The organism is Gordonia otitidis, assembly GCF_020735545.1.
Lineage (GTDB): Bacteria > Actinomycetota > Actinomycetes > Mycobacteriales > Mycobacteriaceae > Gordonia > Gordonia otitidis.
Map to the genome: position 1 here is coordinate 4,861,585 of NZ_CP085974.1, position 23,805 is coordinate 4,885,389.

A 23,805-nucleotide genomic window follows, 5' to 3' on the forward strand; every position below is an offset into this window, starting at 1 on the left:
ACGTGGCTGACACCGACGAGATCCGCGAACGCACCACGGCGGCTTACCCAGACGACTGGTCCGACGTGGACACACGCGCGGTCAACACCGCCCGAGTACTCGCCGCCGACGCCGTGCAGAAGGTCGGCAACGGGCACCCCGGTACCGCGATGAGTTTGGCGCCGCTCGCGTACACGTTGTTCCAGCGCGTCATGCGCCACGACCCCGTCGACACCACCTGGGTCGGCCGCGACCGCTTCGTCCTGTCCTGCGGGCACTCGAGTCTGACTCTCTACATCCAGCTCTATCTCGGCGGGTTCGGTCTCGAACTCTCCGACCTCGAGGCCCTGCGCACCTGGGATTCACTCACCCCGGGGCACCCGGAGTTCCGGCACACCAAGGGCGTCGAGATCACCACCGGCCCTCTCGGACAGGGTCTCGGGTCTGCGGTAGGCATGAGCATGGCTTCGCGCTATGAGCGCGGTCTGTTCGATCCCGACGCTGCGCCCGGGGCCAGCCCGTTCGACCACTTCATCTATGTGATCGCCTCCGACGGCGACATCGAGGAGGGAGTGACGTCCGAGGCATCATCGCTCGCCGGCACGCAGGCGCTGGGCAACCTGATCGTGTTCTACGACCAGAACCAGATCTCGATCGAGGACGACACCACCATCGCACTCGGCGAGAACACACCCCTGCGCTACGAGGCGTACGGCTGGCATGTACAGACCGTCGAGAGCGGCGAGGACGTCGTCGCCATCGAGGCCGCGATCGAGGCGGCCAAGAAGGTCACCGACAAGCCGTCGCTCATCTGCCTGCGAACGATCATCGGTTACCCGGCGCCGGACAAGATGAACACCGGTGCCGTGCACGGGTCGGCGCTCGGCGCCGACGAGGTCGCCAAGACGAAGGAAGCTCTCGGCTTCGATCCGGACAAGACCTTCGACGTCTCCGAAGAGGTCATCGGTCACACCCGCAAACTCGTCGAGCGGGGTGTCGAGGCCAAGGAGACGTGGACGAAGGCGTTCGACGCCTGGGCGAGCTCGAACCCCGACAACAAGAAGCTCTTCGACCGACTCCAGGCTCACGAGCTGCCCGAGGGATGGCGCGACGTCCTGCCGACCTGGGCTCCCGGCGACAAGGACCTCGCGACCCGCGCGGCGTCGGGAAAGGTCCTCTCGGCGCTCGGGGGGATCCTCCCGGAGCTGTGGGGCGGTTCGGCCGACCTCGCGGGTTCGAACAACACCACGATCGACGGGGCGGCCTCGTTCGGTCCCACCGCGATCTCGACCAAGAAGTGGTCGGCCAACCCGTACGGCCGCACGCTGCACTTCGGTATCCGCGAGCATGCGATGGGCGCGATCCTCTCCGGCATCGTGCTGCACGGCCCGACGCGGGCGTACGGCGGTACTTTCCTGCAGTTCGCCGACTACATGCGTCCGTCGGTGCGACTGGCCTCGCTCATGGAAATCGATCCGATCTACGTGTGGACACACGACTCCATCGGTCTCGGCGAGGACGGCCCCACCCACCAACCGGTGGAGCATCTCGCCGCACTGCGCGCCATCCCCCATCTCGACGTCGTGCGCCCCGCCGATGCCAACGAGACCGCTGCGGCGTGGGCCCACCTGATGACGCGCCGCAATCGTCCCGTCGGCCTGATCCTGACACGTCAGAACGTTCCGGTCCTCGAGGGGACGTCGGCCGAGGGGGTCGCCGCCGGAGCGTACGTACTCAGTGACTCTGACGACGATCCACAGGTCGTCATCATCGGAACGGGCTCCGAGGTGCAGTTGGCCGTCGAGGCACAGAAGACTCTGGCCGAGAAGGGAATCGCGGCCCGCGTGGTGTCCATGCCGAGCATGGAGTGGTTCGACGAACAGCCACAGGGCTACCGCGACTCGGTACTGCCCCCGGCAGTACCGCGGGTGTCGGTCGAGGCGGGTATCGCGATGCCGTGGTATCGCTGGGTGGGCAACGGCGATCAGATCGTGTCGCTCGAGCATTACGGAGCGTCCGCCGACTACAAGGTGCTGTACGAGAAGTTCGGCATCACCGCGGAGGCGGTCGTTGCGGCCTCTCTCCGCGCTGTGGCGGGCTGATCGCCGATCGAATCCACAACTCAACATCGAGATCCCAACCGAGGCAACCCACTAGAGGCGCTCCCACAAGGAGCGTGATGTTGGAGGAGAGAACCGTGACACAGAACGAGAAGCTCGCAGAATTGTCCGCAGCCGGGGTTTCGGTGTGGCTGGACGACCTGTCCCGAGACCTGATCAGCTCGGGCCAGCTCCAGGAACTCATCGACACCAAATCGGTGGTCGGTGTGACGACCAACCCGTCGATCTTCCAGGCTGCACTGTCCAAGGGCACCGCATACGACGACCAGATCAACGAGCTGGCTGCGCGTGACACCGATGTCGACAGCGCGGTGCGCACAGTGACGACCGACGACGTCCGCAACGCATGCGACGTCCTGCGGCCGGTCTTCGACCGCACCAACGGCCTCGACGGTCGGGTGTCGATCGAGGTCGACCCGCGCCTGGCTCACGACACCGAGAAGACCGCCGCTCAAGCGGTGGAGCTGTGGAAGATCGTCGACCGTCCCAACACGCTGATCAAGATCCCGGCAACGAAAGAAGGCCTGCCCGCGATCAGCCGCACCCTCGCCGAGGGCATCAGCGTCAACGTCACCCTGATCTTCTCGGTGGAGCGCTACCAGGAGGTCATGGACGCCTACCTGAACGGGCTCGACGCAGCGCTCGCCGCAGGACACGACATCTCGAAGATCCACTCCGTGGCGTCGTTCTTCGTCTCCCGCGTCGACACCGAGGTGGACAAGCGTCTCGACGCCATCGGCACGCCACAGGCCGTGCAGCTCAAGGGTTCGGCGGCGCTGGCCAACGCGCGGATCGCCTACCACGCCTACCAGCAGGTGTTCGAGATCGATTCCCGCTTCCCCGCTCTGCGGGAGCAGGGCGCGTTGCCGCAACGCGCACTCTGGGCATCGACCGGTACCAAGAACCCCGACTACGCCGACACGCTTTACGTCAGCGAACTCGTCGCCCCCAACACGGTGAACACCATGCCGGGCAAGACGATGGACGCGTTTGCCGACCACGGCTGGGTCGACACCAAGTCGATCCTGGGTCGCGCCAAGGAGTCGCGTGAGGTCTTCGACGCTATTTCGGCTGTCGGCGTCGACTTCTCGGACGTGTTCAAGGTGCTCGAGGACGAGGGCGTGACCAAGTTCGTCGACGCGTGGACCGGTCTCCTCGGCGCAACCGAGGAGCAGCTATCCGCCGCGAAGAAGAGCTGACGTAGGTGGCAGACACCGCGGGTTGGAAGAACCCGCTGCGCGACCCACGTGACAAACGTCTCCCTCGTATCGCAGGCCCGTGCAGCCTCGTCATCTTCGGCGTCACCGGAGATCTCGCACGCAAGAAGTTGATGCCCGCGGTGTACGACCTCGCCAATCGGGGGTTGCTGCCGCCGTCGTTTGCGCTCGTCGGTTTTGCCCGACGGGATTGGGACGACGAGGATTTCGCGAAAGTCGTCCACGACGCCGTTCGCGAGCATGCAAGGACGGGCTTCCGCGAGGAGGTCTGGGAGCGTCTGTCGGAGGGCTTTCGTTTCGTCCAGGGTTCTTTCGACGACGACGCAGCGTTCGACCGCCTTCACGAGACGCTCCTGCGGCTCGACAAGGAACGCGGCACGGATGGCAACCATGCGTTCTATCTCTCGATTCCGCCCAATGCGTTCCCCACGGTCTGCGAGCAACTCGAACGCAGTGGGTTGGCCGCCGAGGAAGGCGACAACTGGCGTCGCGTGGTGATCGAGAAACCCTTCGGGCACGATCTGCAGTCGGCCAAGGAACTCAACGCCATCGTCAACGCGGTCTTCCCGGAGTCGTCGGTGTTCCGCATCGACCACTATCTCGGCAAGGAGACGGTGCAGAACATCCTCGCGCTGCGCTTCGCCAACCAACTCTTCGACCCGCTGTGGAGTTCGCACTACGTCGACCACGTGCAGATCACCATGGCCGAGGACATCGGCCTCGGCGGCCGCGCAGGCTACTACGACGGGATCGGTGCGGCACGGGACGTGATCCAGAACCATCTGCTGCAACTCATGGCGTTGGTGGCGATGGAAGAGCCGATCTCGTTCGAGCCCAAGCAGTTACAGGCGGAGAAGATCAAGGTGCTCTCGGCCACGAGCAACATCCTTCCGCTCGACGAGAACACCGCGCGCGGCCAGTACGGCCCAGGCTGGCAGGGCAGCCAGAAGGTTCCCGGACTGCTCGAGGAGGAGGGCTTCAGCGCCGACTCCATCACCGAGACGTATGCCGCCATCGCGCTCGAGGTGGATTCACGACGCTGGGCCGGTGTGCCGTTCTATCTGCGTACCGGAAAACGCTTGGGGCGCAGGGTCACCGAGATCGCACTGGTGTTCAAGCGCGCGCCGCATCTGCCGTTCGACAAGACGATGACCGAGGAGTTGTCCCAGAACGCACTCGTCATCCGCGTCCAACCGGACGAGGGCATCACCCTGCGGTTCGGGTCGAAGGTCCCCGCGTCGAGCATGGAGGTCCGCGACGTCAACATGGACTTCAGCTACGGCACCGCCTTCACCGAGGCGTCGCCGGAGGCCTACGAACGTCTCATCCTCGACGTCCTGCTCGGCGAGCCGTCACTGTTCCCGGTGAACGACGAGGTCGAATTGTCGTGGAAGATCCTCGATCCCGTCCTCGACCACTGGGCACAGGCGGGCCGACCCGACACCTATGAGTCGGGTACCTGGGGACCCGACTCCGCCGACGAGATGATGGCCAGGACCGGGCGAACGTGGCGCCGACCCTGATACCGCCGACCCTGTCACCGCCCCGTAGCTCACCGCACGCGCCGAGGAGGTACCGATGATCGTCACGCTGCCCGACACCACCACCAACGAGGTCGCCAAGAAAATCGTCATGGTCCGGGAGGCCGGGGGTGCGATCAGCCTCGGCCGGGTGCTCACCCTTGTGGTGGTCGCAGAACACGGCGAACCGACCGAGGCAGCCATCGAGGCCGCCATCGGCGCCAGCAGCGAGCACCCGAGCCGAGTGATCGTTATCTCGTGCGATCCACGCGACGAGGAGTCCCGGCTCGACGCTGAGATCCGGGTCGGCGGCGACGCGGGCGCGTCTGAGGTCGTGCTGCTCACCCTGCACGGCGAGTTGGCCAACCATCCGCGAAGCGTCGTGACGCCCTTCCTGCTCCCCGATACGCCTATCGTCACGTGGTGGCCGGGCGCTGCGCCCGAGGATCCCGCCAAGGACAGGATGGGCCGCATCGGGCGGAGACGGATTCTCGACGCGACGAAGTCGGCCAATCCCGAGACCGTGCTCGCGCGCAGACTGGCGACCTACGCCCCGGGCGACACCGACCTCGCGTGGACTCAGATCACGGGCTGGCGTGCACTGCTGGCCTCCGCTGTCGAGCGTCCGCCGCACACCCCGATCACCGGGGCAGAGGTGACCGGTCCCGCGATCTCGCCGAGTGTGGATCTGCTTGCGGGATGGCTTCGTTCGACGCTGGGCGTACCGACGCAACGCAACATCGGCAGCTTCGAGGTGCGGTTACACCGTGACGAGGGCACCACGGTCATGTCGATCGACCAGAACGGCAACGCCGTCTTGAGTGCCCCGGGCAAGCCCGATGGCCGCGTCGCGATGATGCATCGCGATCTTCCGATCTGTCTCGCCGAGGAGCTACGCAGGCTCGACACCGACGAGATGTACGAGCTCGCCCTGCGCGGCGCGGTCGAACTCCAAGCCCAGGGAGCGCCGGTATGACAACCGAGACACTCGTGTTCGACGACCCGAACATGCTCACGACGACAGCGGCAACGCGTTTCGTCGACGTCGTGTCACGCGCTCAACGCGAGCGAGGGATCGCATCGGTGGTGCTGACCGGGGGCAGCAACGGAATCGCCATCCTGCGTGCGCTCGCACCAGGAAGCGACGTCGACACCAGTGGGCTGGACTGGTCGCGGATCGACTTCTACTGGGGCGACGAGCGTTTCGTCCCCGACGACGATCCCGAACGCAACGTCGGACAAGCCTTCGACGCCCTGCTCACGCACGTACCCGTCGATCCTGCGCGGGTGCATCCCGTCGCGGCGTCCGACGGGGTCTTCGGCGACGACATCGAGGCCGCGGCATCGGACTATGCGGCGACACTCGCAGCGAATGCCGACGACGGCGTCTCCCCCGCCTTCGACCTCCATCTGCTCGGGATGGGCGGCGAGGGACACATCAATTCGCTGTTCCCTCACACCGCGGCCACCGCCGAGAACGTGCGCACGGTGGTGTCGGTCGAGGACTCTCCGAAACCGCCACCGCGCCGTGTCACGCTGACCTTCCCCGCCCTGAATCGATCGGCTCAGGTGTGGTTCCTGGTATCCGGCCCAGACAAGGCCGACGCCGTCGCGGCCGCGCACTCCGGCGCGTCGCGTGACGACTGGCCGTGCGCGGGCGCTCATGGGACGTCGGAGACGGTGTGGTTCCTCGACGACGCGGCGGCGGGCAAGCTCTCCGTCTAGGCTGCCCCCTGGCGTGACCCGTCCGGTTTCGCTGATCCCCGCGAGCAATCACAGATCTGCGAGCCCCGGTTTCGACAGGAACTCGGCGAACTTGCCATCGATGAAGTCGATGTCAACCGGGTTGGCGCCTCCACCCGCGAAGTGACCCCACACGCCGGGGATGACGGTCACGTCGCCGCGCTCGATGAACTGCGAGGCCCAGACCTCGTCCTCGGGAGGGAAGTACAGGTCCTTCTCTGCCGGCATCGCCAGCACCGGGCATCGTATGGAGCGCAGCGCTGCCTGGGTGTCACCGTCGAAACCGGGTGTCTGGCCGACATCGCCCGCGTGCCAGGTCCTGAGCATCGAGATCAGGTTGTTGGGATCGCGTCCGTCGCGGAAGAACGCCTCCCAGAACCCGAGCACGAAGTCGTCGAATGAGGTGAATCCCATTTGTGCGCCATTGCTCTTGCCAGTAGAAGGCCTGAGAGAAACCCCACCCTGCGTATATTCGCGCGAACGCACGAAGCCCCTTGATCGGCGGCGACGCCGGATCGTAATCACCGTCGGCCCACGCCGCATCTGCCATCATCGCCACCTCCAGCGACTCCAAGAACACTTTGTTGTGCGGCGCGGTGACACTCGACCCGCAGAACGGAGCCGCCCGCTGAACCATCTCCGGATAGCTCACCGCCCATTGATAGGTCTGACCCGCGCCCATCGACCATCCCGTGACCAGTTCGATGGAGGACACGCCGAGTGCAGTCAACAACGCATGCTGCGCCTCGACCTGGTCGTAGAACGTCACGAGCGGAAACCTGGCGTGGTCGTAGGGCACCTGAGCATTCGACGGCGACGTCGACAATCCGTTTCCGAGCATGTTGGGAATGACGATGAACCATTCGTCCGGATTGAGTGCCTTCTTGTCGGTGCCCACCAGCCATTCGTTGTCGGTGTGCCATCCCGAGTACCAGGTGGGATAGACGACCACGTTGCTCTTGTCGTCGTTGAGCTTTCCGAACGTCTTGTACGCGAGTCTCGCATCGCGCAACGTCACACCGGACTGCAGCGTGAAGTCACTGAGCTCGAAAATCGTGCGCGGTGATCACGCAGGACGGCCGAGGTGCGCCCGGATGCTCGTCAGCAGCCACTGCGCGTAGCCCTCGGCACTCCAGCCGTTACGGATCACGAAGTAGTGGAACGACTCCGGATCGGTCAGATGTGTCAGGATCACGGCGAATCGTGCTCGCTCCCCCTCTGACACAAGGCCGCGCGCCACGAACACGTGACTGCCAACGTCGATCTCCGCAGCCCTGGCTGACTCGGAACGGCGCAACGCAGCCCTGATCGCAGGGTCGGCATCACCCGCGAGCAGAGCTGTGTGCCACAGCCGCGCGATACGCGAGTGTCCGGCGGCCAGGAATCGCGTGTAGCGCAACAGGGCGACGTCGTTGTCCGGTTCGGCGAAGATGTCGCGCACTTCTGCCTGTTCGGCGAACAATTCGCCCTCGACGCCCAGGAACTCACGCTCGAGGACCGCCGCCATCAGTTCGGCCTTCACGCCCGTGGCGTGCACCGTGTGGAGCGACACCCCGGCACGACTCGCGATCTCCTTGATCGACGTAGCCGTGTACCCCTGTTCGCCGAACAGGTCGCGCGCCGCGGCGAGTACGTGTGCACGCGTGGCTGCGGCGCGACCACTGCGCAGTTGCGACTCGTATTTGCGTGCCACCTGTTGCACCCCGGTTCATGTCCGATTACATTTCTCATATTAGCCAGAATCCGAATCTGGTGAATTTCGACGGAGCCCACGGAGGCCGACGATGAGCAACTATCTACTCGCCAGCACTCCCCTCGTCGGCCATGTGGCACCGCTCGTGGCTGTCGCTCGTGACCTGACCGCACGCGGCCACGAGGTGACGATGCTGACCGGTTCACGGTTCGCCCCGTCGATCCGTGCTGCGGGTGCCGAGCCTGTTCCGCTCGAGGGCGTCGCCGATTTCGACGAGCGCGAGCTCGACAGCTATCTGCCCGACGCGGAGCGTTACCGCGGCATCGCACTCTCCCGGTACCAACTGACCCAGACCTTCGTCCGCCCGATGCCCGAGCAGTGGCGTGCCCTTCTTGCAGTTCTCGACGTCACCCGTTTCGACTCGATCCTGGTGGACAACTTCTTCCTCGGCGCGCTCCCGCTCCTTGTCGGAGAGCGTGGACAGCGGCCGCCCGTACTCGCGGTCGGAGTCGGCCCGTTGGCGCAGTTCAGTCGCAACACCGCACCTCCCAACTCGGGATTCGCCCCGTCGTGGTCGCGGGCCGGGATGCTCCGTAACCGGGCGATGAACTTCTTCGCGCAGAGAGTCCTGTTCCGATCGCTGCAACAGTACGCGCTCGGTCTGTATGGCCAGATGACCGATTCGCCTGTGCCGCTGGACTTCCCATTCGTTCTCGACGTCGCGGCAGCTTTCGATTCCTATCTGCATCTCGGGCCCCGCGAGTTCGAGTACCCCCTCGACGACCTGTTGCCCAACGTGCGTTTCGTCGGGCCGATCGACACGAGCCGATCGATCCCGGCCCCGGCGATGCCCGGCTGGTGGGACGATCTCGATCGGAGTCGGCCGATCATCCACGTCACACAGGGAACCGTCGCCAACTCGGATTTCGACTCGCTCGTGCGCCCGACGGCCATGGCACTGGCGGACATGGACGTCACGGTCGTGGCCAGCACGGGAGGCCGCCCCGTGGAGGCACTGGGCCCACTCCCGGACAACTGCCGCGCCGCCGAGTTCCTCCCCTATGATCAGCTGCTTCCCGCGACGTCGGCGATCGTTACGAACGGCGGATTCGGCACGATCATGCTGTCGCTCGCACACGGCGTACCCGCCGTGGTCGCCCCGAGCGCCGAGGACAAACCCGAGGTTGCCGCGCGTGTCGCGTTTCACGGTACGGGCATCGACCTTCGCACCGCGACCCCGACCCACGTACAGATCCGCGAGGCGGTCGCCGACGTGCTCGATGACACCGACTACCGCCGGCACGCTGCAGCGATCTCGTCGGCGCTGTCGCAGTACGACGCGCTCGAGTCGATCGCACACGCACTCGAGCGCGCGTCGTCCCACGCCGCCGAACGGGACGAACACGTCCGACGACGTTCGCGCTTGTGCACGAGCCGGACCGGGGTACGCGCTGCCAGGCGCTAACCGCTGTTGCGCAGCGCTGTGGCGAGTCCGTTCATCGTGAGCTGGATGCCGCGTCGAACCCGCGGACTGTCGTCACCAGCACGGAACCTCCGCAGCAATTCGACCTGCAGCAGATTCAGCGGCTCGAGATAGGGGAAGCGGTTGTACACCGAGCGCTTCAGGGCGGCATTGTCGGCGAGGAGATCGTCGGTTCCGGTGATCTTCGCGTACATGGCGAGGGTCCGCTCGTGCTCGTCGACGATCATGCCGAACACCTTGTCACGCAGCTCCTCGTCGGGAACGAGTTGCGCGTATCGGTGCGCGAGTCCCATATCCGATTTGGCCAGCACCTGCGCCATGTTCGACATCACTGTGCGGAAGAACGGCCACTTCTCGTAGTACCGGTGAAGTGTCTCGAGCCGCTGCGGGTCGTCGCCGACCCACTGTTCGAAGGCCGAGCCGGTGCCGTACCACCCCGGCAGCATCACACGCGACTGTGTCCACGACAGCACCCACGGGATCGCGCGGAGATCGGAGATCTTCTCGGTCTGCTTGCGCGAGGCGGGGCGACTGCCGATGTTGAGGGCACCGATCTCCGACAGCGGAGTCGACGTGGTGAAGTACTCGACAAAACCGGGCGTCTCATGCACCAATTTCGAATATGCGGCGCGGGCGAGGGCCGCGACCTCGTCCATGTTCTGGTACGCCTGCTCCGATTCGTCACCGAGTCCCTCGACGTCGAGCAGCGACGATTCGATCGTTGCTGCCAGAAGGGTCTCCAGATTCCGTTCGGCCACAACCGGTTCCGCGTACTTGGCTGCGATGATCTCGCCCTGCTCGGTGATGCGTAGCGAACCCTGCACTGCCCCAGGTGGTTGTGCCAGGATGGCGTCGTAGCTCGGACCGCCGCCACGACCGACCGTGCCACCGCGACCGTGGAAGAGACGCAGGCGGATACCGGCCTTCTTCGCGGCCTCGACCAGATCGAGCTCACCGCGGTAGAGCGCCCAGTTGGCGGCCATGTAGCCACCGTCCTTGTTCGAGTCGGAGTACCCGAGCATGACTTCCTGCATGCCGGCCTGTGAGTCGACGAGGCCCCGGTAGAACGGCAGGTCGAGTGCGGCGAGAAGCGTCTGCGCCCCCTGCTGGAGGTCTTCGATGGTTTCGAACAGCGGAACGACGCGCACCGTCGAGACCAACCTGCCGTCGTCGTCGATGTCGATCAGACCGGCCTCCTTGAGGAGGATCATCGGCTCCAACATGTCACTGACCGACGTGCACATGGAGATGATGTAGTTCGGCACCGACTGCGGGCCGAAGGCGGCAACGGCGTCGGCGGCGGCGCGGACGATGTCGAGTTCCTTGCGCGCGAGTTCCGAGAGTTCGGCATCGGGCCGGGTCAGTGGCCGACGGGCCTGCAATTCGCCGGAGAGCACGGAAACCCGCTCCTCCTCCGACAGCGACGCATAATCAGGTGTGACACCGGCCCACGCCAGCAGTTCCGCGACGACTTCCTCGTGCATGTCGGAGTTCTGCCGCATGTCCAGACCCGAGAGGTTGAATCCGAATGTCCGGACACCTTCGCGCAGCCGGAGCAGGCGATCGTCTGCTATGGAGTCGTCACGATTCTCGCGTAGCGCACCGTCGACGACGTCGAGATCCGCGAGAAGCTCGGCAGAGTCGGCGTACGGTGCCTTGCCGTCGATGAGGTCGAGATCCTCGCGCTGCAGGACGTCGGGACCGAACAGAGCTTCGGCGGTCGCTACCAGGCGCGCGCGAATGTGCTTGAGAGCGAGGCGGAAGGGTTCGTCGGTTGCCGGGTCGTCCGGGTCGACGCCCGCGAGTTCGACGAGCCGTCCGCTGGTTTCGATGAGTCGTGCCGACATGCTCAGTTCCTGACGCAGCAGCGCCAGCTCGGACAGGTGGTGACCGATTGCTGTCCGCGCCGCCAGCGACGTGGCCAGGGCGACGACGTCGCCGGTCACGTAGGGGTTGCCGTCGCGGTCGCCACCGATCCACGAACCCATGCGCAGTATCGGGTCGTCGGACAGGCCCGCGTCGGGATAGGCCGCCTGGAGAGTTTCGCGTACCGACGTGTTGATCTTGGGGACGACCTCGAAGAACGAGGCGTCGTAGTAGCGCAGACCCGACCGGATCTCGTCCTGGATGGTCAGGCGTTCGAGGCGGATGAGCGCCGTCTGCCACAACGTCAGGATCTGACGCTCGATGGCCTCGATGACCTGTGCGTCCTCGTCGGAGGTCAGGTCGGTACGTCCGCGGAAACGCATCAGTTCGGTGATGCGGTTCTGCGCATCGAACACCGTGCGGCGTCGGGTCTCGGTGGGATGGGCGGTGATCACCGGGACGACGGTGGCGTCGGCGAGTGCCGAGCCGACGTCGGCGTCGGACAGATCGGCTGCCGCGAGCTTCGCGTAGGTGGCCGCCAGGCTGCTCTCCTGCGGCGGATCACCCGCGCGCACGTGGATGGCGCGCCTGCGCTCACGATGGATGTCCTCGGCGAGGTTGGCCAACAAGGCGAAATTGCCGAACGCGCGGATGACGGGCATAGCGGTGTCGATGTCGAGATCGGTGAACATGTCGGCGAGCTCGTCGCGGTCTATTTCGGCACGCCGGATACGGAAAGCCGCGACACGTGCCGCCTCGACCAAATCGAAGACGTCGTCACCGGAGTGTTCTCGGATGGCGTCACCGAGAAGGCCGCCGAGCAATCGGATGTCCTCCCGAAGCGGTTCGGTGAGGGCTCGACCCTCATCGTCAACGGAGATCAGATCGTCGATGGAGGTCGACGGACGCCAGGCAGGGGCGCCACGGGACGGATCAGTTGAGGTCATGCCTCAAGTATTCAGGTATTCAGCGGGCGGGGCATCTCGGCGAGGTCAGCGCACAGCAAAAGGGCCGCGCCCGTGCGCGGCCCTTGACCAGACCCTGGTTGTCGTGAAGAACGGAACCCGAGGCGTCAGGAGAACTTGATGTCCAATTCGACGCCGATGATGAGAATGAACCACACCAAACCGACGAAGATCGTCAACCGGTCGAGGTTGCGCTCCACGACGCTCGAACCCGACAGGCTCGACTGGACGCCACCACCGAACAGTGAGGACAGACCGCCACCCTTGCCGCGATGCAGCAGCACGAGAACGACCAGCAGAACGCTGGTCACGATCAGACCGATTTCGAGCGCGAGCTTCATCCCGTGAGCATTCCTGTTTCGTCGTGTAACGGCAGAGGGCAGGTTGGCCTCGCAAGGGCGAAGCCAACCTGCCACAGTCTACGCGTCGGAATCTGCGACCCCGCGAGCGCCCCGCTGCCTGCGGGTGCCCCCGTCAGGGCAGTGGACCCCCCGCAGCGATTGCCGAGAGAGTCGCGAACTCGTCGGCCTTGAGCGATGCACCGCCCACCAGAGCGCCGTCGACGTCCGGCTTTCCCACGATCTCCGCGACGTTCTTCGAGCTCACCGATCCGCCGTAGAGAATGCGCAGGTGCGAGGCAACCTCGTCGCCGGCAACAGAGGCGATGTTGCCGCGGATTGCTCGACACACCTCTTGTGCATCGTCAGGCGTGGCGACGCGCCCGGTTCCGATCGCCCAGACCGGTTCGTAGGCGATGACGACCTTCGACAGTTCGTCGCCCGACAGACCGGCCAGCGATGCCGACGTCTGCTGCGTGCAGTACTCGACGTGGTCCCCTGCCTCGCGGACGTCGAGTTGCTCACCGACACATACGATCGGGGTCAAACCGTGACGCAGTGCCGCCTTGGTCTTGGCAAGCACCACCTCGTCGGTTTCGCCGTGCATCGTCCGACGTTCGGAGTGCCCCACCACGACGAAGGTGCAGCCCAGTTTCGCGAGGAACGCGCCACTGATCTCGCCGGTGTAGGCGCCCGAGTCGTGTTCGGACAGATCCTGCGCCCCGTAGGTGAGCAGCAACTTGTCGCCGTCGACGACGGTCTGCACACTGCGGATGTCGGTGAACGGCGGGATCACCGTCACGTCGACCTTCTCGAAATACTTCGCCGGCAGTGCGAAAGCGATCTTCTGCACCAGAGCGATGGCCTCGAGATGGTTCAGGTTCATCTTCCAGTTGCCCGCGATGAGCGGTTTACGAGTGCCTGCCATCAGTCCTCCAGCACCTTCAGACCCGGCAATTCCTTGCCTTCGAGGAACTCCAGGGATGCGCCACCGCCCGTCGAGATGTGCGAGAAGTGGTCTTCCGGCAACCCGAGCGTGCGAACGGCCGCAGCCGAATCGCCACCGCCGACGACGCTGAATGCGCCGTTGTCGGTCGCGGTGATGATAGCCTCGGCCACGCCCTTGGTGCCCGCCGCGAACTTCGGGAACTCGAACACACCCATCGGACCGTTCCAGAAGATCGTCTTCGCGCCCGTCAGCACCGCGGCGAAGCGGTTGACCGACTCCGGGCCGATGTCGAGGCCCATCCACTCGTCGGGGATCTCGTCGACGCTCACGGTGTCGGATTCGGCATCGGCGGCGAACTTGTCGGCGACGACGACGTCGACCGGGAGATGGATGACGTCGGCGAACCGGTCGAGTAGGTCCTTGCAGACGTCGATCTGATCTTCCTGCAGCAACGACTTACCGACCGAATGCCCTTGCGCAGCAAGGAATGTGAACGCCATACCGCCGCCGATGACCAGCGTGTCGACCTTGGGAGCCAGCGACTCGATCACGCCGAGCTTGTCCGACACCTTCGAGCCACCGAGCACGACGGCGTACGGACGCGCCGGATCGGTTGTCAGCGTGGTCAGGACGTCGACCTCACGCTCGACGAGCTGGCCGGCGTAGTGCGGCAGCAGTTTGGCGACGTCGTACACCGAGGCCTGCTTGCGGTGCACCACACCGAAGCCGTCGGAGACGAACGCACCGTCGTCGCCGACCAGCTCCGCGAGTTGCTTGGCCATCGACTCACGCTCGGAGTCGACCTTCGACGTCTCGCGAGCATCGAATCGGACGTTCTCCAGCAGCAGCACGTCGCCGTCGGTCAGTCCCTCTGCGCGTGCGAGCGCATCGGGGCCGACCACGTCGGCGGCGAGCTGGACGTTGCGGCCGAGCTCTTCACCGAGACGCTCTGCGACCGGAGCCAGCGAGTACTTAGGATCCGGTGAGCCCTTGGGACGACCGAGGTGGGCGGCGATGACGACCTTGGCGCCCGCGTCGATCAGCGCGTTGAGCGTCGGCAGGGAGGCGATGATGCGGCCCGGGTCGGTGATCTTGTCTCCGTCGAGCGGAACGTTGAAATCCGACCGGACCAGCACCGCGCGCCCTGAAACGCCTTCGGCCAGAAGGTCTTTCAGAGTTTTCACGCTCATTACAGCGACTTACCCACCAGATCGGAGAGGTCGACGAGGCGGTTGGAGTAGCCCCACTCGTTGTCGTACCACGAGCTGACCTTGGCCAGGTTGCCCTCGATCACCTTGGTGAGTCCCGAGTCGAAGATCGACGAGTGCGGATCCCCGACGATGTCGGAGGAGACGATCGGAGCGTCGTAGTAGCGGAGGATGCCCTTGAGCGGGCCGTCGGCTGCCGCCTTCATCGCCGCGTTGATCTCGTCGACCGACGGTGTCTTCTCGAGTTCGACGGTGAGGTCGGTGATCGAGCCGGTGGGGATCGGGACGCGCAGCGCGAATCCGTCGAGCTTGCCCTTCAACTCGGGGAGTACCAGACCGATGGCCTTGGCCGCACCGGTCGAGGTCGGCACGATGTTGATCGCGGCGGCGCGAGCGCGACGCAGATCCTTGTGCGGGCCGTCCTGGAGGTTCTGGTCGGCGGTGTACGCGTGGACGGTGGTCATCAGGCCCTTGATGATGCCGAACTCGTCGTTCATCACCTTCGCGAACGGGCCGAGGCAGTTGGTGGTGCACGACGCGTTGGAGATGATGTTCTGGCTGCCGTCGTACTTGTCGTCGTTGACACCCATCACGATGGTGATGTCCTCGTCGGTCGCGGGGGCCGAGATGACAACCTTCTTGGCGCCTGCCTCGAGGTGGCCCTTCGCCTTGGCGGCATTGGTGAAGATACCGGTCGATTCGACGACCACATCGACGCCGAGGTCACCCCACGGCAGTGCGGCAGGACCTTCACGTACCTCGAGCGCCTTGATCTTTCGGTTGCCCACGACGATCGTGTCCTCACCCTCGAGCGACACCTCTTCGTCGAGGATTCCGCCGACGGAGTCGAACTTCAGCAGGTGTGCGAGGGACTTGTTGTCTGCCAGGTCGTTGACCGCGACGATCTCGATGTCGGTCTGGCCCAGCTTCTTTTGTGCCTCCACGGCACGGAAGAAATTGCGGCCGATCCGGCCGAATCCGTTGACGCCTACCCGAACAGTCACTGTGTGCTCCTTAAGCGGTTTCATCGGTCTCGAGCCTCGCGGCCCGGTCATGGGGCGGAGGAACGAACCTCCGCGAACCCAGTCGCCATCCAGCCTAGTGGTCACAACCTGCCGCGGCACCCATTAGGGTCGGTAGCTGTTCCATCGGACAGGCCTCACAGCGCCCGCCGAGGCGATCTGAGACGAACCAGGCGCTCAGGCGTCGTCGAGAAGATCCGACGTGACCGCTGACTCCGTGTCGGGAATGCCGTCGGTACGCGCCTTCTTGTCGGCCATCGACAGCAGCCGCCGGATACGGCCTGCGACGGCGTCTTTCGTCATCGGCGGATCGGCGAGTTGCCCGAGCTCCTCGAGGGAGGCCTGGCGGTGGGTGACACGCAATTGTCCTGCTGCGACGAGATGATCCGGTACCTCGTCGCCGAGGATCTCCAGTGCGCGCTCGACACGGGCTGCTGCCGCGACTGCTGCGCGGGCCGAGCGCCGGAGATTGGCATCGTCGAAATTCGCCAGCCGGTTCGCGGTAGCGCGCACCTCGCGGCGCATCCGTCGCTCCTCCCACACGAGTCGCGTGTCGTGCGCGCCCATCCGCGTGAGTAGCGCACCGATGGCCTCGCCGTCACGGATCACGACACGGTCGGCGCCGCGAACCTCACGGGCCTTCGCCGAGACCCCCAGCCGCCGAGCCGCCCCCACCAGCGCCAACGCAGCCTCCGGCCCAGGGCAACTGACCTCGAGCGCTGAGGATCGGCCGGGTTCGGTGAGTGATCCGTGCGCGAGAAAAGCTCCGCGCCAAGCGGCTTCGGCGTCGGCGACGCTGCCGCCGACCACCTGTGCGGGCAGGCCGCGCACGGGTCGACCGCGCAGGTCGAGCAGTCCGGTCTGACGAGCGAGGCCTTCGCCGTCCTTGGTGACACGCACGATGTAGCGGGCGCTCTTACGGATACCACCGCTGCGCAGGACGTGGACGTCGGAGGCGTACCCGTAGAGATCGTGGATCTCGCGGCGCAGCCGGCGTGCGACGTTGCCCATGTCGACCTCGGCTTCGACCACCACACGTCCACCGACGATGTGCAGGCCACCGGCGAAACGTAGGAGCGCAGACACCTCGGCCCTGCGGCAACTCACCTGTGTCACCGTGAGTCGGCTCAACTCGTCCTTCACGGCCGCGGTCATTGCCACCGGTCCCTTGCCTCCTGTCACCTGGTTCTCAAACCCCTCGGATAGGCGATTGCGCGGACCGCCGTGTCACGGCCGCCGCCCTACAGACAATGGGCACAGCCTAGTCGGTGCCTTCACCTTCGCACAGTTGCTTCACCAGTGACGCAACCTTGCCCGGGTCGTGGACGTGCTCACCAGGTACCGCGAGGTCTCCGACGCGCAGCTGCGCACCGAAATTCTTCGCCGCTCGGACGAGGTGATCACGTTCGGCCCCCGACGGTACAGACGCCGAGTCGACGACGACGTCGTCGACCGACAGGGTGTCGTCGTGCGCGTGCAACACGTGCAGGTGGCGCTCGACCGAGAAACCGGGTGTCTCCCCCGGCTCGGGGGCTAGGTTGACGAAGAGCATCTTGCGAGCTCTGCTCTGCTGCAAAGCTTTTCGCTGTGCGGGGACCAACACGTGCGGGATCACACTCGAGAACCACGAGCCGGGACCGAGGACGACGAGATCCGCGGCTTCGATAGCCTCGATGGCTTCGTCACAGGCGGGTGGGTCGTGCGGGAGCAACCGCACCCGGCGCACCTTGCCCGGCGTCGTGGCGACGGCGACCTGCCCGCGGATCACACGGCTGATCCGGGGATCGGACTCGAGGCCCGACACGTCGGCCTCGATCTCGAGCGGTCCTGTCGACATCGGCAGTACCCGACCGTCGATGTCGAAAAGTCTGCGCAACTCGTCGAGGGCTGCCACCGGGTCGCCGAGAACCTCCGACATCCCCGCGAGCAACAGGTTTCCCACCGGGTGCCCAGCAAGTGCGCCGTAGCCGCCGAAGCGATGCTGCAGGGTGCGCGCCCACATCTCGTGGCGCGTGCGGTGCATCGCTCCCGAGTGTGGATGGCGATCACGGTCGTCGAGCGCCGCGGGTGCGCTCATCAACGCCACCATCGCCATCCGGAGATCACCGGGCGGGATGATGTCGAGTTCGCTGCGCAGTCGGCCGGACGAACCGCCGTCGTCGGCGACGGTGACCACCGCCGTCACGTTCGGGCTGAGGTAGCGCATCGCCGTCAGCGTTGCATAGAGGCCATGGCCTCCGCCCAGGGCGACGATGCGATCCGGGGCGCTCATTCGCGCCCCAGATCCCGGTGCATCACCCGGACTTCGTAACGCGTGGAACTGGTTTCGTCGCCCGCCGCTTTCAGGCGGGCGGCCAGTTCCTCCGCGATCGCGACGCTGCGGTGCTTGCCGCCGGTGCATCCCACGCTGATGGTCATGTACCGCTTGCCCTCGCGTAGATACCCCTTGCCGACGACCCCGATGAGGTCGGTGTAGAGATCCACGAAGTGTCCGGCCTCGTCGTGGCCGAGGACGTAGTCGCGGACCGGGGCGTCGCGCCCGTTCTTCTCGCGCAGTTCGGCAACCCAGTACGGGTTGGGCAGGAAGCGGACGTCGGCAACCATGTCGGAGTCGATCGGCAGACCGTACTTGAACCCGAACGACTGGACCGCGACCGACAGCCTGGGCTCACCGTCGTGTGGATAGACCTCCTCGACGAGCTCACGCAGTTTCGCGACGGTCAAAGACGACGTCTCGACGACGAGATCTGCCGAATTCTTGATGGGCGCGAGGATCACACGTTCGCGCGCAATACCCTCGACGAGCGTCTCGGTGCCCTGCAACGGATGTCTGCGACGGACCTGCTCGAACCTGCGCACCAGCACGGGGTCGGTGGCATCGAGGAACAACACCTTGGTGGCGACACCCGCGAGCTCGAGCTCGGTACGCAGCGACTCCAGCTGCGCGCCGATCGACGGGTCGGATGCACGCAAGACCATCGCTAGCCGGGTGATCGGCGGGTCGGACTCGCGCACGGTCTCGACGAGGGTGGAGAAGAGCGGGGCGGGCACGTTGTCGACGACATACCAACCGTCGTCCTCGAGGATGTTGGCGACGGTCGACCTGCCCGCCCCCGACATTCCCGCCACGAACAGGACGACGAGTTGATCGTCGTCGGCGATCTCATCCACTCTCTGCTCCTGCTCTCGTGGAGTGTCCGCTCGACACCGCCACGTCATCTGCCGACTCTGTTCGCTGCGCGACACCGAGCGCCTCGTGCACCGCGCGTGCGGTCGCCTCACCGATCCCGGGTACCTCGGCGATCTCGTTGATCGTGGCCTCGCGCAGTCGCGCGACGGAACCGAAGTGCGTCACCAGCGCGGTCCGTCGTGCGCGGCCGAGCCCTGCGACGCCGTCGAGTACCGATTCGGTCATCCGCTTGCTGCGTTTGCTGCGATGGAACGTGATCGCGAAACGGTGGGCCTCGTCGCGCACGCGTTGCAGGAGGAACAGGGCCTCGCTGGTACGCGGGAGGATCACCGGATCGTCATCGCCTGGCACCCAGACCTCTTCGAGGCGTTTGGCGAGACCGATCACCGAGACGTCGTTGACACCGAGCTCGTCGAGGACGGCCGCTGCCGCGTGGACCTGCGGCGCACCCCCGTCGACGACGTACAGGTTCGGCGGATAGGCGAACTTCTTGGGTTGAGGTGGCGCCGAATCGACCGCACGAGCCGGTATCTCGCCCGAGGTGACCTGTGCCGCAGCCAGTGTTGCGGCCTCCTGGTCGGCGCGGTGACGGAGGAAACGACGCCGTGTCACCTCTGCGATGGACGCCACGTCGTCGGAGTGGCCGTCACCGGCCGCCTGTCGGATCGAATAGTGCCGGTAGTCGGACTTGCGGGGCAGACCGTCCTCGAAGACCACGAGCGACGCGACGACGTCTGTCCCCTGCACGTGCGAGATGTCGACACATTCGATGCGCAGGGGCGCCTGGTCGAGGCCGAGGGACTCCTGTAGCTCGGTCAGCGCCGCCGACCTCGTCGTCAGGTCACCCGCGCGCCTGAGTTTGTGCTGGGCCAACGCCTCCCCCGCGTTGCGCTCGACGGTCTCGAACAGTGCACGCTTGTCGCCGCGCTGTGGCACACGGAGGCTGACCCTGGAACCCCGTAGTCCCGAGAGCCATTCGGTGAGTTGCTCCTCGTCGGGTGGGAGTTCGGGGACGAGTACCTCGCGCGGGATGGCCTCGCTGCCGTCGAGGTCGTCCTGGCGCCCGTAGAACTGGGTGAGGAACTGCGCCACCTGTTCGGCAGACGACTCGTCGTCCGGTTTCTCGACGACCCAGCCACGCTGACCGCGTACGCGACCGTCCCGGACGTGGAACACCTGCACCGACACCTCGAGGTCGTCGCCGACCATCGCGACGACGTCGGCGTCGGTCCCGTCGCCGAGCACGACCGCCTGTTTCTCCATCGCGCGTCGCATCGCACCGACGTCGTCGCGCAGACGCGCGGCGCGTTCGAAATCGAGTTGTTCTGCGGCCGTGTTCATCTCGCGCTCCAGACGACGGATCATCTGGTCGGTGCGGCCGGCGAGGAAGTCGCAGAAGTCGTTGACGATGGCTCGGTGTTCTGCTGCGCTGACACGTCCGACGCAGGGTGCGGAGCACTTGTCGATGTAGCCGAGCAGACACGGCCGGTCGATCTGACGGTGTCGCTTGAACACACCGGCGGAACACGTGCGCGCCGGGAAGACGCGTGTCAAAAGGTCGACGGTCTCGCGGATCGCCCACGCATGGGAGTAGGGACCGAAGTACCGGACGCCCTTCTTGCGCGGTCCCCGGTAGACGAACAGTCGCGGGTACTCCTCGTTGAGGGTCACCGCGAGCATCGGGTAGGTCTTGTCGTCGCGGTAGCGGACGTTGAACCGCGGGTCGAACTCCTTGATCCAGTTGTATTCGAGCTGGAGCGCCTCGACCTCGGTTCCCACGACCGTCCACTCGACCGAAGCCGCGGTCGTGACCATCCGCCTCGTGCGCGGGTGCAGGGACGCGATGTCGGCGAAGTACGACGTCAGACGCGAGCGTAGGTTCTTGGCCTTCCCGACGTAGATGACGCGTCCATGTGCGTCGCGGAAGCGGTAGACCCCGGGGTCTGTCGGGATCGTCCCGGGCGCGGGACGGTAGGTAGTCGGGTCTGCCACGGAACCCAGGCTAGTACGCGACACCGACCGGAGCCGCGGACGCCGGTCAGGCCTTCCTCGACCTGCTCTGATATCGCGCCTCTAGTTCGCGGTAGCGTTCCATCGCGTCGACGGCCCGGTCACCGTCGCCTGCCTGCACCGCCAGCACCGGGATGTGCTCGTCGGCGGGCAGCAGCAACTGCGCCCCGAAACCGCGGTCGGGATAGGTCAATCCGCGCACACGATCCCATTCGAAGAGACGATCGGACCACAGATTCCGCACCGACACCCCCGCCTTCCCGACGCGTAGTCGCGGTCGGGTGAACAGCAGCACGGCGCACGCGATGATCAGTCCGATGATGATGATCGACGCCTGGTCGGACACGCCGATGTTCTCCGGACCGGTGTCGGAGATCGTGAGCAGGACACCGAAGACGATGTGGATCACCAGCACGATCGCAGCGACCACGATCGCGATCCGCACCAGTCGGTGCGGTCGGTAGATCATGTCCCACTCGGGGTCGGTCGCGGCTGCGGTCGCCCCAGGTGCACTCGCGTCGGGTCCGGCGTCGTCGGGTGGGCCGCCCGCGGTCACGAGGGCGACCCGGCGCCGTTCAGCGACCGCAGCGTGAGCGCGGAGGCCAGTGCCGCAGCCGTGGCCTGGGCCCCCTTGTCCTCCTTGGAGTCCGGTAGCCCGGCACGCGCGAGCGCCTGCTGTTCGTCGAGTGTCGTCAACACGCCGTTACCGACAGGCGTCGACTCGTCGAGCGACACCCGCGTGAGACCTGCGGTCACCGCGTCACACACGTACTCGAAATGCGGCGTCTCCCCCTTGATCACGACACCGAGGGCGACCACTGCGTCATGTGTACGTGCGAGCGCCTGCACGATGACGGGTAGTTCGATGGCGCCCGCCACCTGCACCACCGTCGGCTCGAGGACGCCGTTCTTGCGCGCCTCGCGCAGCGCGCCCTCGAGCAGCGCGGTGCAGATGGTCGCGTGCCACTGGGAGCTGACGATCGCGAGGCTGATCGCGCCCGCATCGTCGAGTTCGAGTACGGGTTCACCTGCGCCGCTCATGCCTGGCCTCCCTCGCGCACCACGGCGCCCTCGCCCAGTGCGGCGTCCTCGGGCAGCGCGGCGTCGTCGGAGAGCATGCTGCCGTTGGTGAGCATGGTTCCGTCGGCCAGCGGCTCGTCGAGGCCGATGATGTCGTGGCCCATACGATCACGCTTGGTCCGCAGGTACCGCAGATTCTCCTTGTTCGCGCGTACCGGCATCGGCACGCGCTCGACGATCTGCAGGCCGTAGCCGTCGAGTCCCACGCGCTTCGCGGGGTTGTTGGTGAGCAGCCGCATCGAGGTGACGCCGAGGTCGGCGAGGATCTGCGCGCCGAGTCCGTAGTCGCGGGAGTCGGCCGGGAGCCCGAGTTGCAGGTTGGCGTCGACGGTGTCGGAGCCTGCGTCCTGCAACTGGTACGCCTGCAGCTTGTGCATCAGGCCGATGCCGCGGCCCTCGTGGCCGCGCATGTAGAGCACCACCCCGCGTCCCTCGGCCGCGACCATCTCCATCGCGGCGTCGAGCTGCGGGCCGCAATCGCAGCGAAGCGAGCCGAACACGTCGCCGGTCAGACACTCGGAGTGCACGCGCACCAACACGTCGCTGCCGGTGCCATCGGCACCGGCGATGTCGCCCATCACCAGAGCGACGTGCTCGACGTCGTCGTGGATGCTGGTGTAGCCGACCGCGCGGAATTCGCCGTGGCGGGTCGGGATACGGGCGTCCGCGACACGCACGACGTGCTTCTCATGACGGCGGCGCCATGCGATGAGGTCGGCGATGGAGATCAGTGCGAGGTCGTGTTCGTCGGCGAAGACCCGCAGCTCCGGCGTCTGCGCCATGGAGCCCTCGTCCTTCTGCGACACGATTTCGCAGATCACTCCCGCGGGGGTGAAACCGGCCAGACGCGCGAGGTCGACGGCGGCCTCGGTATGTCCGGGGCGACGCAGCACTCCCCCGTCCTTGGCGCGCAGCGGCACGACGTGGCCCGGGCGGGTGAAGTCGTTCGCCGTGCTCGCCGGATCGGAGAGCTTTCGCATCGTGGTGGCGCGGTCGGATGCACTGATGCCGGTGCCGATGCCCTCGCGGGCATCGACGGTGACCGTGTAGGCGGTGCCGTGCTTGTCCTGGTTCACCGAGTACATCGGGGGCAGTCCCAGGCGGTCGCAGGTGTCGCCGTCGAGCGGGACGCAGAGGTATCCCGAGGTGTAGCGCACCATGAACGCCACCAATTCGGGGGTCGCCTTCTCCGCGGCGAAGATGAGGTCGCCCTCGTTCTCGCGGTCCTCGTCGTCGACGACGACCACCGCCTTGCCCGCCGCGATGTCGGCGATGGCACGCTCGACGGTGTCGAAGTCGACCGGGGTGCGCGACTCCGCTGCGTCCGATTCTGCTGCGGCGATCGTGTTCGTGGCAGCCGTGCCGTTCGACCCGATGGTCGTCGGGATCGACGGCGCCTCGATGTTGTTCTTGTCGCTCATC

At 65.9% G+C, this 23,805-nt stretch carries 19 protein-coding genes and 1 pseudogene; 6 read left to right on the forward strand and 14 right to left on the reverse strand.

The window, feature by feature from the left end:
• Nucleotides 1-2 precede the first annotated feature (2 nt).
• From tkt to pgl, 5 genes are all read left to right on the forward strand, one after another.
• Nucleotides 3-2,081: a transketolase gene (tkt, locus tag LK459_RS21975; RefSeq protein ID WP_007239440.1), complete on the forward strand. Its 2,079-nt coding sequence runs from the start codon at nt 3-5 to the stop codon at nt 2,079-2,081.
• Nucleotides 2,082-2,176: 95 nt separating this feature from the next.
• Nucleotides 2,177-3,298 (forward strand): transaldolase, encoded by a 1,122-nt coding sequence (gene tal, locus LK459_RS21980; protein WP_007239439.1) that lies wholly within the window; start codon nt 2,177-2,179, stop codon nt 3,296-3,298.
• 5 nt (nt 3,299-3,303) lie between these two features.
• Nucleotides 3,304-4,839: a glucose-6-phosphate dehydrogenase gene (zwf, locus tag LK459_RS21985; RefSeq protein WP_007239438.1), complete on the forward strand. Its 1,536-nt coding sequence runs from the start codon at nt 3,304-3,306 to the stop codon at nt 4,837-4,839.
• A gap of 55 nt (nt 4,840-4,894) precedes the next feature.
• Entirely contained in the window at nt 4,895-5,812 is a 918-nt protein-coding gene (locus tag LK459_RS21990) for a glucose-6-phosphate dehydrogenase assembly protein OpcA (protein ID WP_227920775.1), read from the forward strand.
• Nucleotides 5,809-6,561: a 6-phosphogluconolactonase gene (pgl, locus tag LK459_RS21995; RefSeq protein ID WP_227920777.1), complete on the forward strand. Its 753-nt coding sequence runs from the start codon at nt 5,809-5,811 to the stop codon at nt 6,559-6,561. The genes LK459_RS21990 and pgl overlap by 4 nt, the downstream gene beginning before the upstream one ends.
• Nucleotides 6,562-6,609: 48 nt before the next feature.
• Here the strand turns inward: pgl and LK459_RS22000 are convergent.
• Nucleotides 6,610-7,633 (reverse strand): annotated as a pseudogene (locus tag LK459_RS22000) (alpha/beta fold hydrolase).
• Nucleotides 7,634-7,645: 12 nt separating this feature from the next.
• Nucleotides 7,646-8,272 (reverse strand): TetR/AcrR family transcriptional regulator, encoded by a 627-nt coding sequence (locus LK459_RS22005; RefSeq protein ID WP_227920779.1) that lies wholly within the window; start codon nt 8,270-8,272, stop codon nt 7,646-7,648.
• Between the two features lie 91 nt (nt 8,273-8,363).
• Here LK459_RS22005 and LK459_RS22010 point away from each other — a divergent pair, with 91 nt between their 5' ends.
• Complete coding sequence (locus tag LK459_RS22010; RefSeq protein WP_227920780.1) at nt 8,364-9,737, forward strand: glycosyltransferase; 1,374 nt, start codon at nt 8,364-8,366, stop codon at nt 9,735-9,737.
• Here LK459_RS22010 and ppc read toward each other — a convergent pair.
• From ppc to LK459_RS22070, 12 genes are all read right to left on the reverse strand, one after another.
• Nucleotides 9,734-12,568 carry a phosphoenolpyruvate carboxylase gene (gene ppc, locus LK459_RS22015; protein WP_227920782.1) on the reverse strand — a complete coding sequence of 945 codons (2,835 nt, stop codon included), beginning with the start codon at nt 12,566-12,568 and terminating at the stop codon, nt 9,734-9,736. The genes LK459_RS22010 and ppc overlap by 4 nt on opposite strands.
• Nucleotides 12,569-12,693: 125 nt before the next feature.
• Nucleotides 12,694-12,927, reverse strand: coding sequence for a preprotein translocase subunit SecG (secG, locus tag LK459_RS22020; RefSeq protein WP_005173296.1), 234 nt, complete (start codon nt 12,925-12,927; stop codon nt 12,694-12,696).
• Nucleotides 12,928-13,060: 133 nt separating this feature from the next.
• Nucleotides 13,061-13,852, reverse strand: a complete 792-nt coding sequence (tpiA, locus tag LK459_RS22025) for a triose-phosphate isomerase (protein ID WP_007239890.1) — start codon at nt 13,850-13,852, stop codon at nt 13,061-13,063.
• Entirely contained in the window at nt 13,852-15,063 is a 1,212-nt protein-coding gene (locus tag LK459_RS22030) for a phosphoglycerate kinase (protein ID WP_007239891.1), read from the reverse strand. The genes tpiA and LK459_RS22030 overlap by 1 nt, the downstream gene beginning before the upstream one ends.
• Nucleotides 15,063-16,085, reverse strand: coding sequence for a type I glyceraldehyde-3-phosphate dehydrogenase (gene gap, locus LK459_RS22035; RefSeq protein WP_227920784.1), 1,023 nt, complete (start codon nt 16,083-16,085; stop codon nt 15,063-15,065). Before gap ends, LK459_RS22030 begins: the two co-directional genes overlap by 1 nt.
• Nucleotides 16,086-16,280: 195 nt before the next feature.
• A complete protein-coding gene (gene whiA, locus LK459_RS22040; RefSeq protein WP_174299154.1) occupies nt 16,281-17,258 on the reverse strand; it encodes a DNA-binding protein WhiA in 978 nt (325 codons plus the stop codon).
• 106 nt (nt 17,259-17,364) lie between these two features.
• Nucleotides 17,365-18,375, reverse strand: a complete 1,011-nt coding sequence (locus LK459_RS22045; RefSeq protein ID WP_227920786.1) for a gluconeogenesis factor YvcK family protein — start codon at nt 18,373-18,375, stop codon at nt 17,365-17,367.
• A complete protein-coding gene (gene rapZ / locus LK459_RS22050; RefSeq protein ID WP_227920788.1) occupies nt 18,372-19,274 on the reverse strand; it encodes an RNase adapter RapZ in 903 nt (300 codons plus the stop codon). The genes LK459_RS22045 and rapZ overlap by 4 nt, the downstream gene beginning before the upstream one ends.
• Complete coding sequence (gene uvrC, locus LK459_RS22055) at nt 19,267-21,285, reverse strand: excinuclease ABC subunit UvrC (protein ID WP_227920790.1); 2,019 nt, start codon at nt 21,283-21,285, stop codon at nt 19,267-19,269. The genes rapZ and uvrC overlap by 8 nt, the downstream gene beginning before the upstream one ends.
• Before the next feature lie 46 nt (nt 21,286-21,331).
• Nucleotides 21,332-21,772: a PH domain-containing protein gene (locus LK459_RS22060; protein ID WP_051997999.1), complete on the reverse strand. Its 441-nt coding sequence runs from the start codon at nt 21,770-21,772 to the stop codon at nt 21,332-21,334.
• 83 nt (nt 21,773-21,855) lie between these two features.
• Entirely contained in the window at nt 21,856-22,344 is a 489-nt protein-coding gene (gene ribH / locus LK459_RS22065) for a 6,7-dimethyl-8-ribityllumazine synthase (protein ID WP_227920792.1), read from the reverse strand.
• Nucleotides 22,341-23,804 (reverse strand): bifunctional 3,4-dihydroxy-2-butanone-4-phosphate synthase/GTP cyclohydrolase II, encoded by a 1,464-nt coding sequence (locus LK459_RS22070; protein WP_227920794.1) that lies wholly within the window; start codon nt 23,802-23,804, stop codon nt 22,341-22,343. The genes ribH and LK459_RS22070 overlap by 4 nt, the downstream gene beginning before the upstream one ends.
• Nucleotide 23,805 lies beyond the last annotated feature (1 nt).

What these genes read in the sequence shown, in the direction of transcription:
- secG (WP_005173296.1), bottom strand. Translation starts at nt 12,927, where the DNA reads ATGAAGCTCGCGCTCGAAATCGGTCTGATCGTGACCAGCGTTCTGCTG.
- ppc (WP_227920782.1), bottom strand. Translation starts at nt 12,568, where the DNA reads ATGACCTCAACTGATCCGTCCCGTGGCGCCCCTGCCTGGCGTCCGTCG.
- ribH (WP_227920792.1), bottom strand. Translation starts at nt 22,344, where the DNA reads ATGAGCGGCGCAGGTGAACCCGTACTCGAACTCGACGATGCGGGCGCG.
- pgl (WP_227920777.1), top strand. Translation starts at nt 5,809, where the DNA reads ATGACAACCGAGACACTCGTGTTCGACGACCCGAACATGCTCACGACG.
- LK459_RS22060 (WP_051997999.1), bottom strand. Translation starts at nt 21,772, where the DNA reads ATGATCTACCGACCGCACCGACTGGTGCGGATCGCGATCGTGGTCGCT.
- LK459_RS22010 (WP_227920780.1), top strand. Translation starts at nt 8,364, where the DNA reads ATGAGCAACTATCTACTCGCCAGCACTCCCCTCGTCGGCCATGTGGCA.
- LK459_RS22070 (WP_227920794.1), bottom strand. Translation starts at nt 23,804, where the DNA reads ATGAGCGACAAGAACAACATCGAGGCGCCGTCGATCCCGACGACCATC.
- LK459_RS21990 (WP_227920775.1), top strand. Translation starts at nt 4,895, where the DNA reads ATGATCGTCACGCTGCCCGACACCACCACCAACGAGGTCGCCAAGAAA.
- tpiA (WP_007239890.1), bottom strand. Translation starts at nt 13,852, where the DNA reads ATGGCAGGCACTCGTAAACCGCTCATCGCGGGCAACTGGAAGATGAAC.
- LK459_RS22045 (WP_227920786.1), bottom strand. Translation starts at nt 18,375, where the DNA reads ATGAGCGCCCCGGATCGCATCGTCGCCCTGGGCGGAGGCCATGGCCTC.
- LK459_RS22030 (WP_007239891.1), bottom strand. Translation starts at nt 15,063, where the DNA reads ATGAGCGTGAAAACTCTGAAAGACCTTCTGGCCGAAGGCGTTTCAGGG.
- whiA (WP_174299154.1), bottom strand. Translation starts at nt 17,258, where the DNA reads ATGACCGCGGCCGTGAAGGACGAGTTGAGCCGACTCACGGTGACACAG.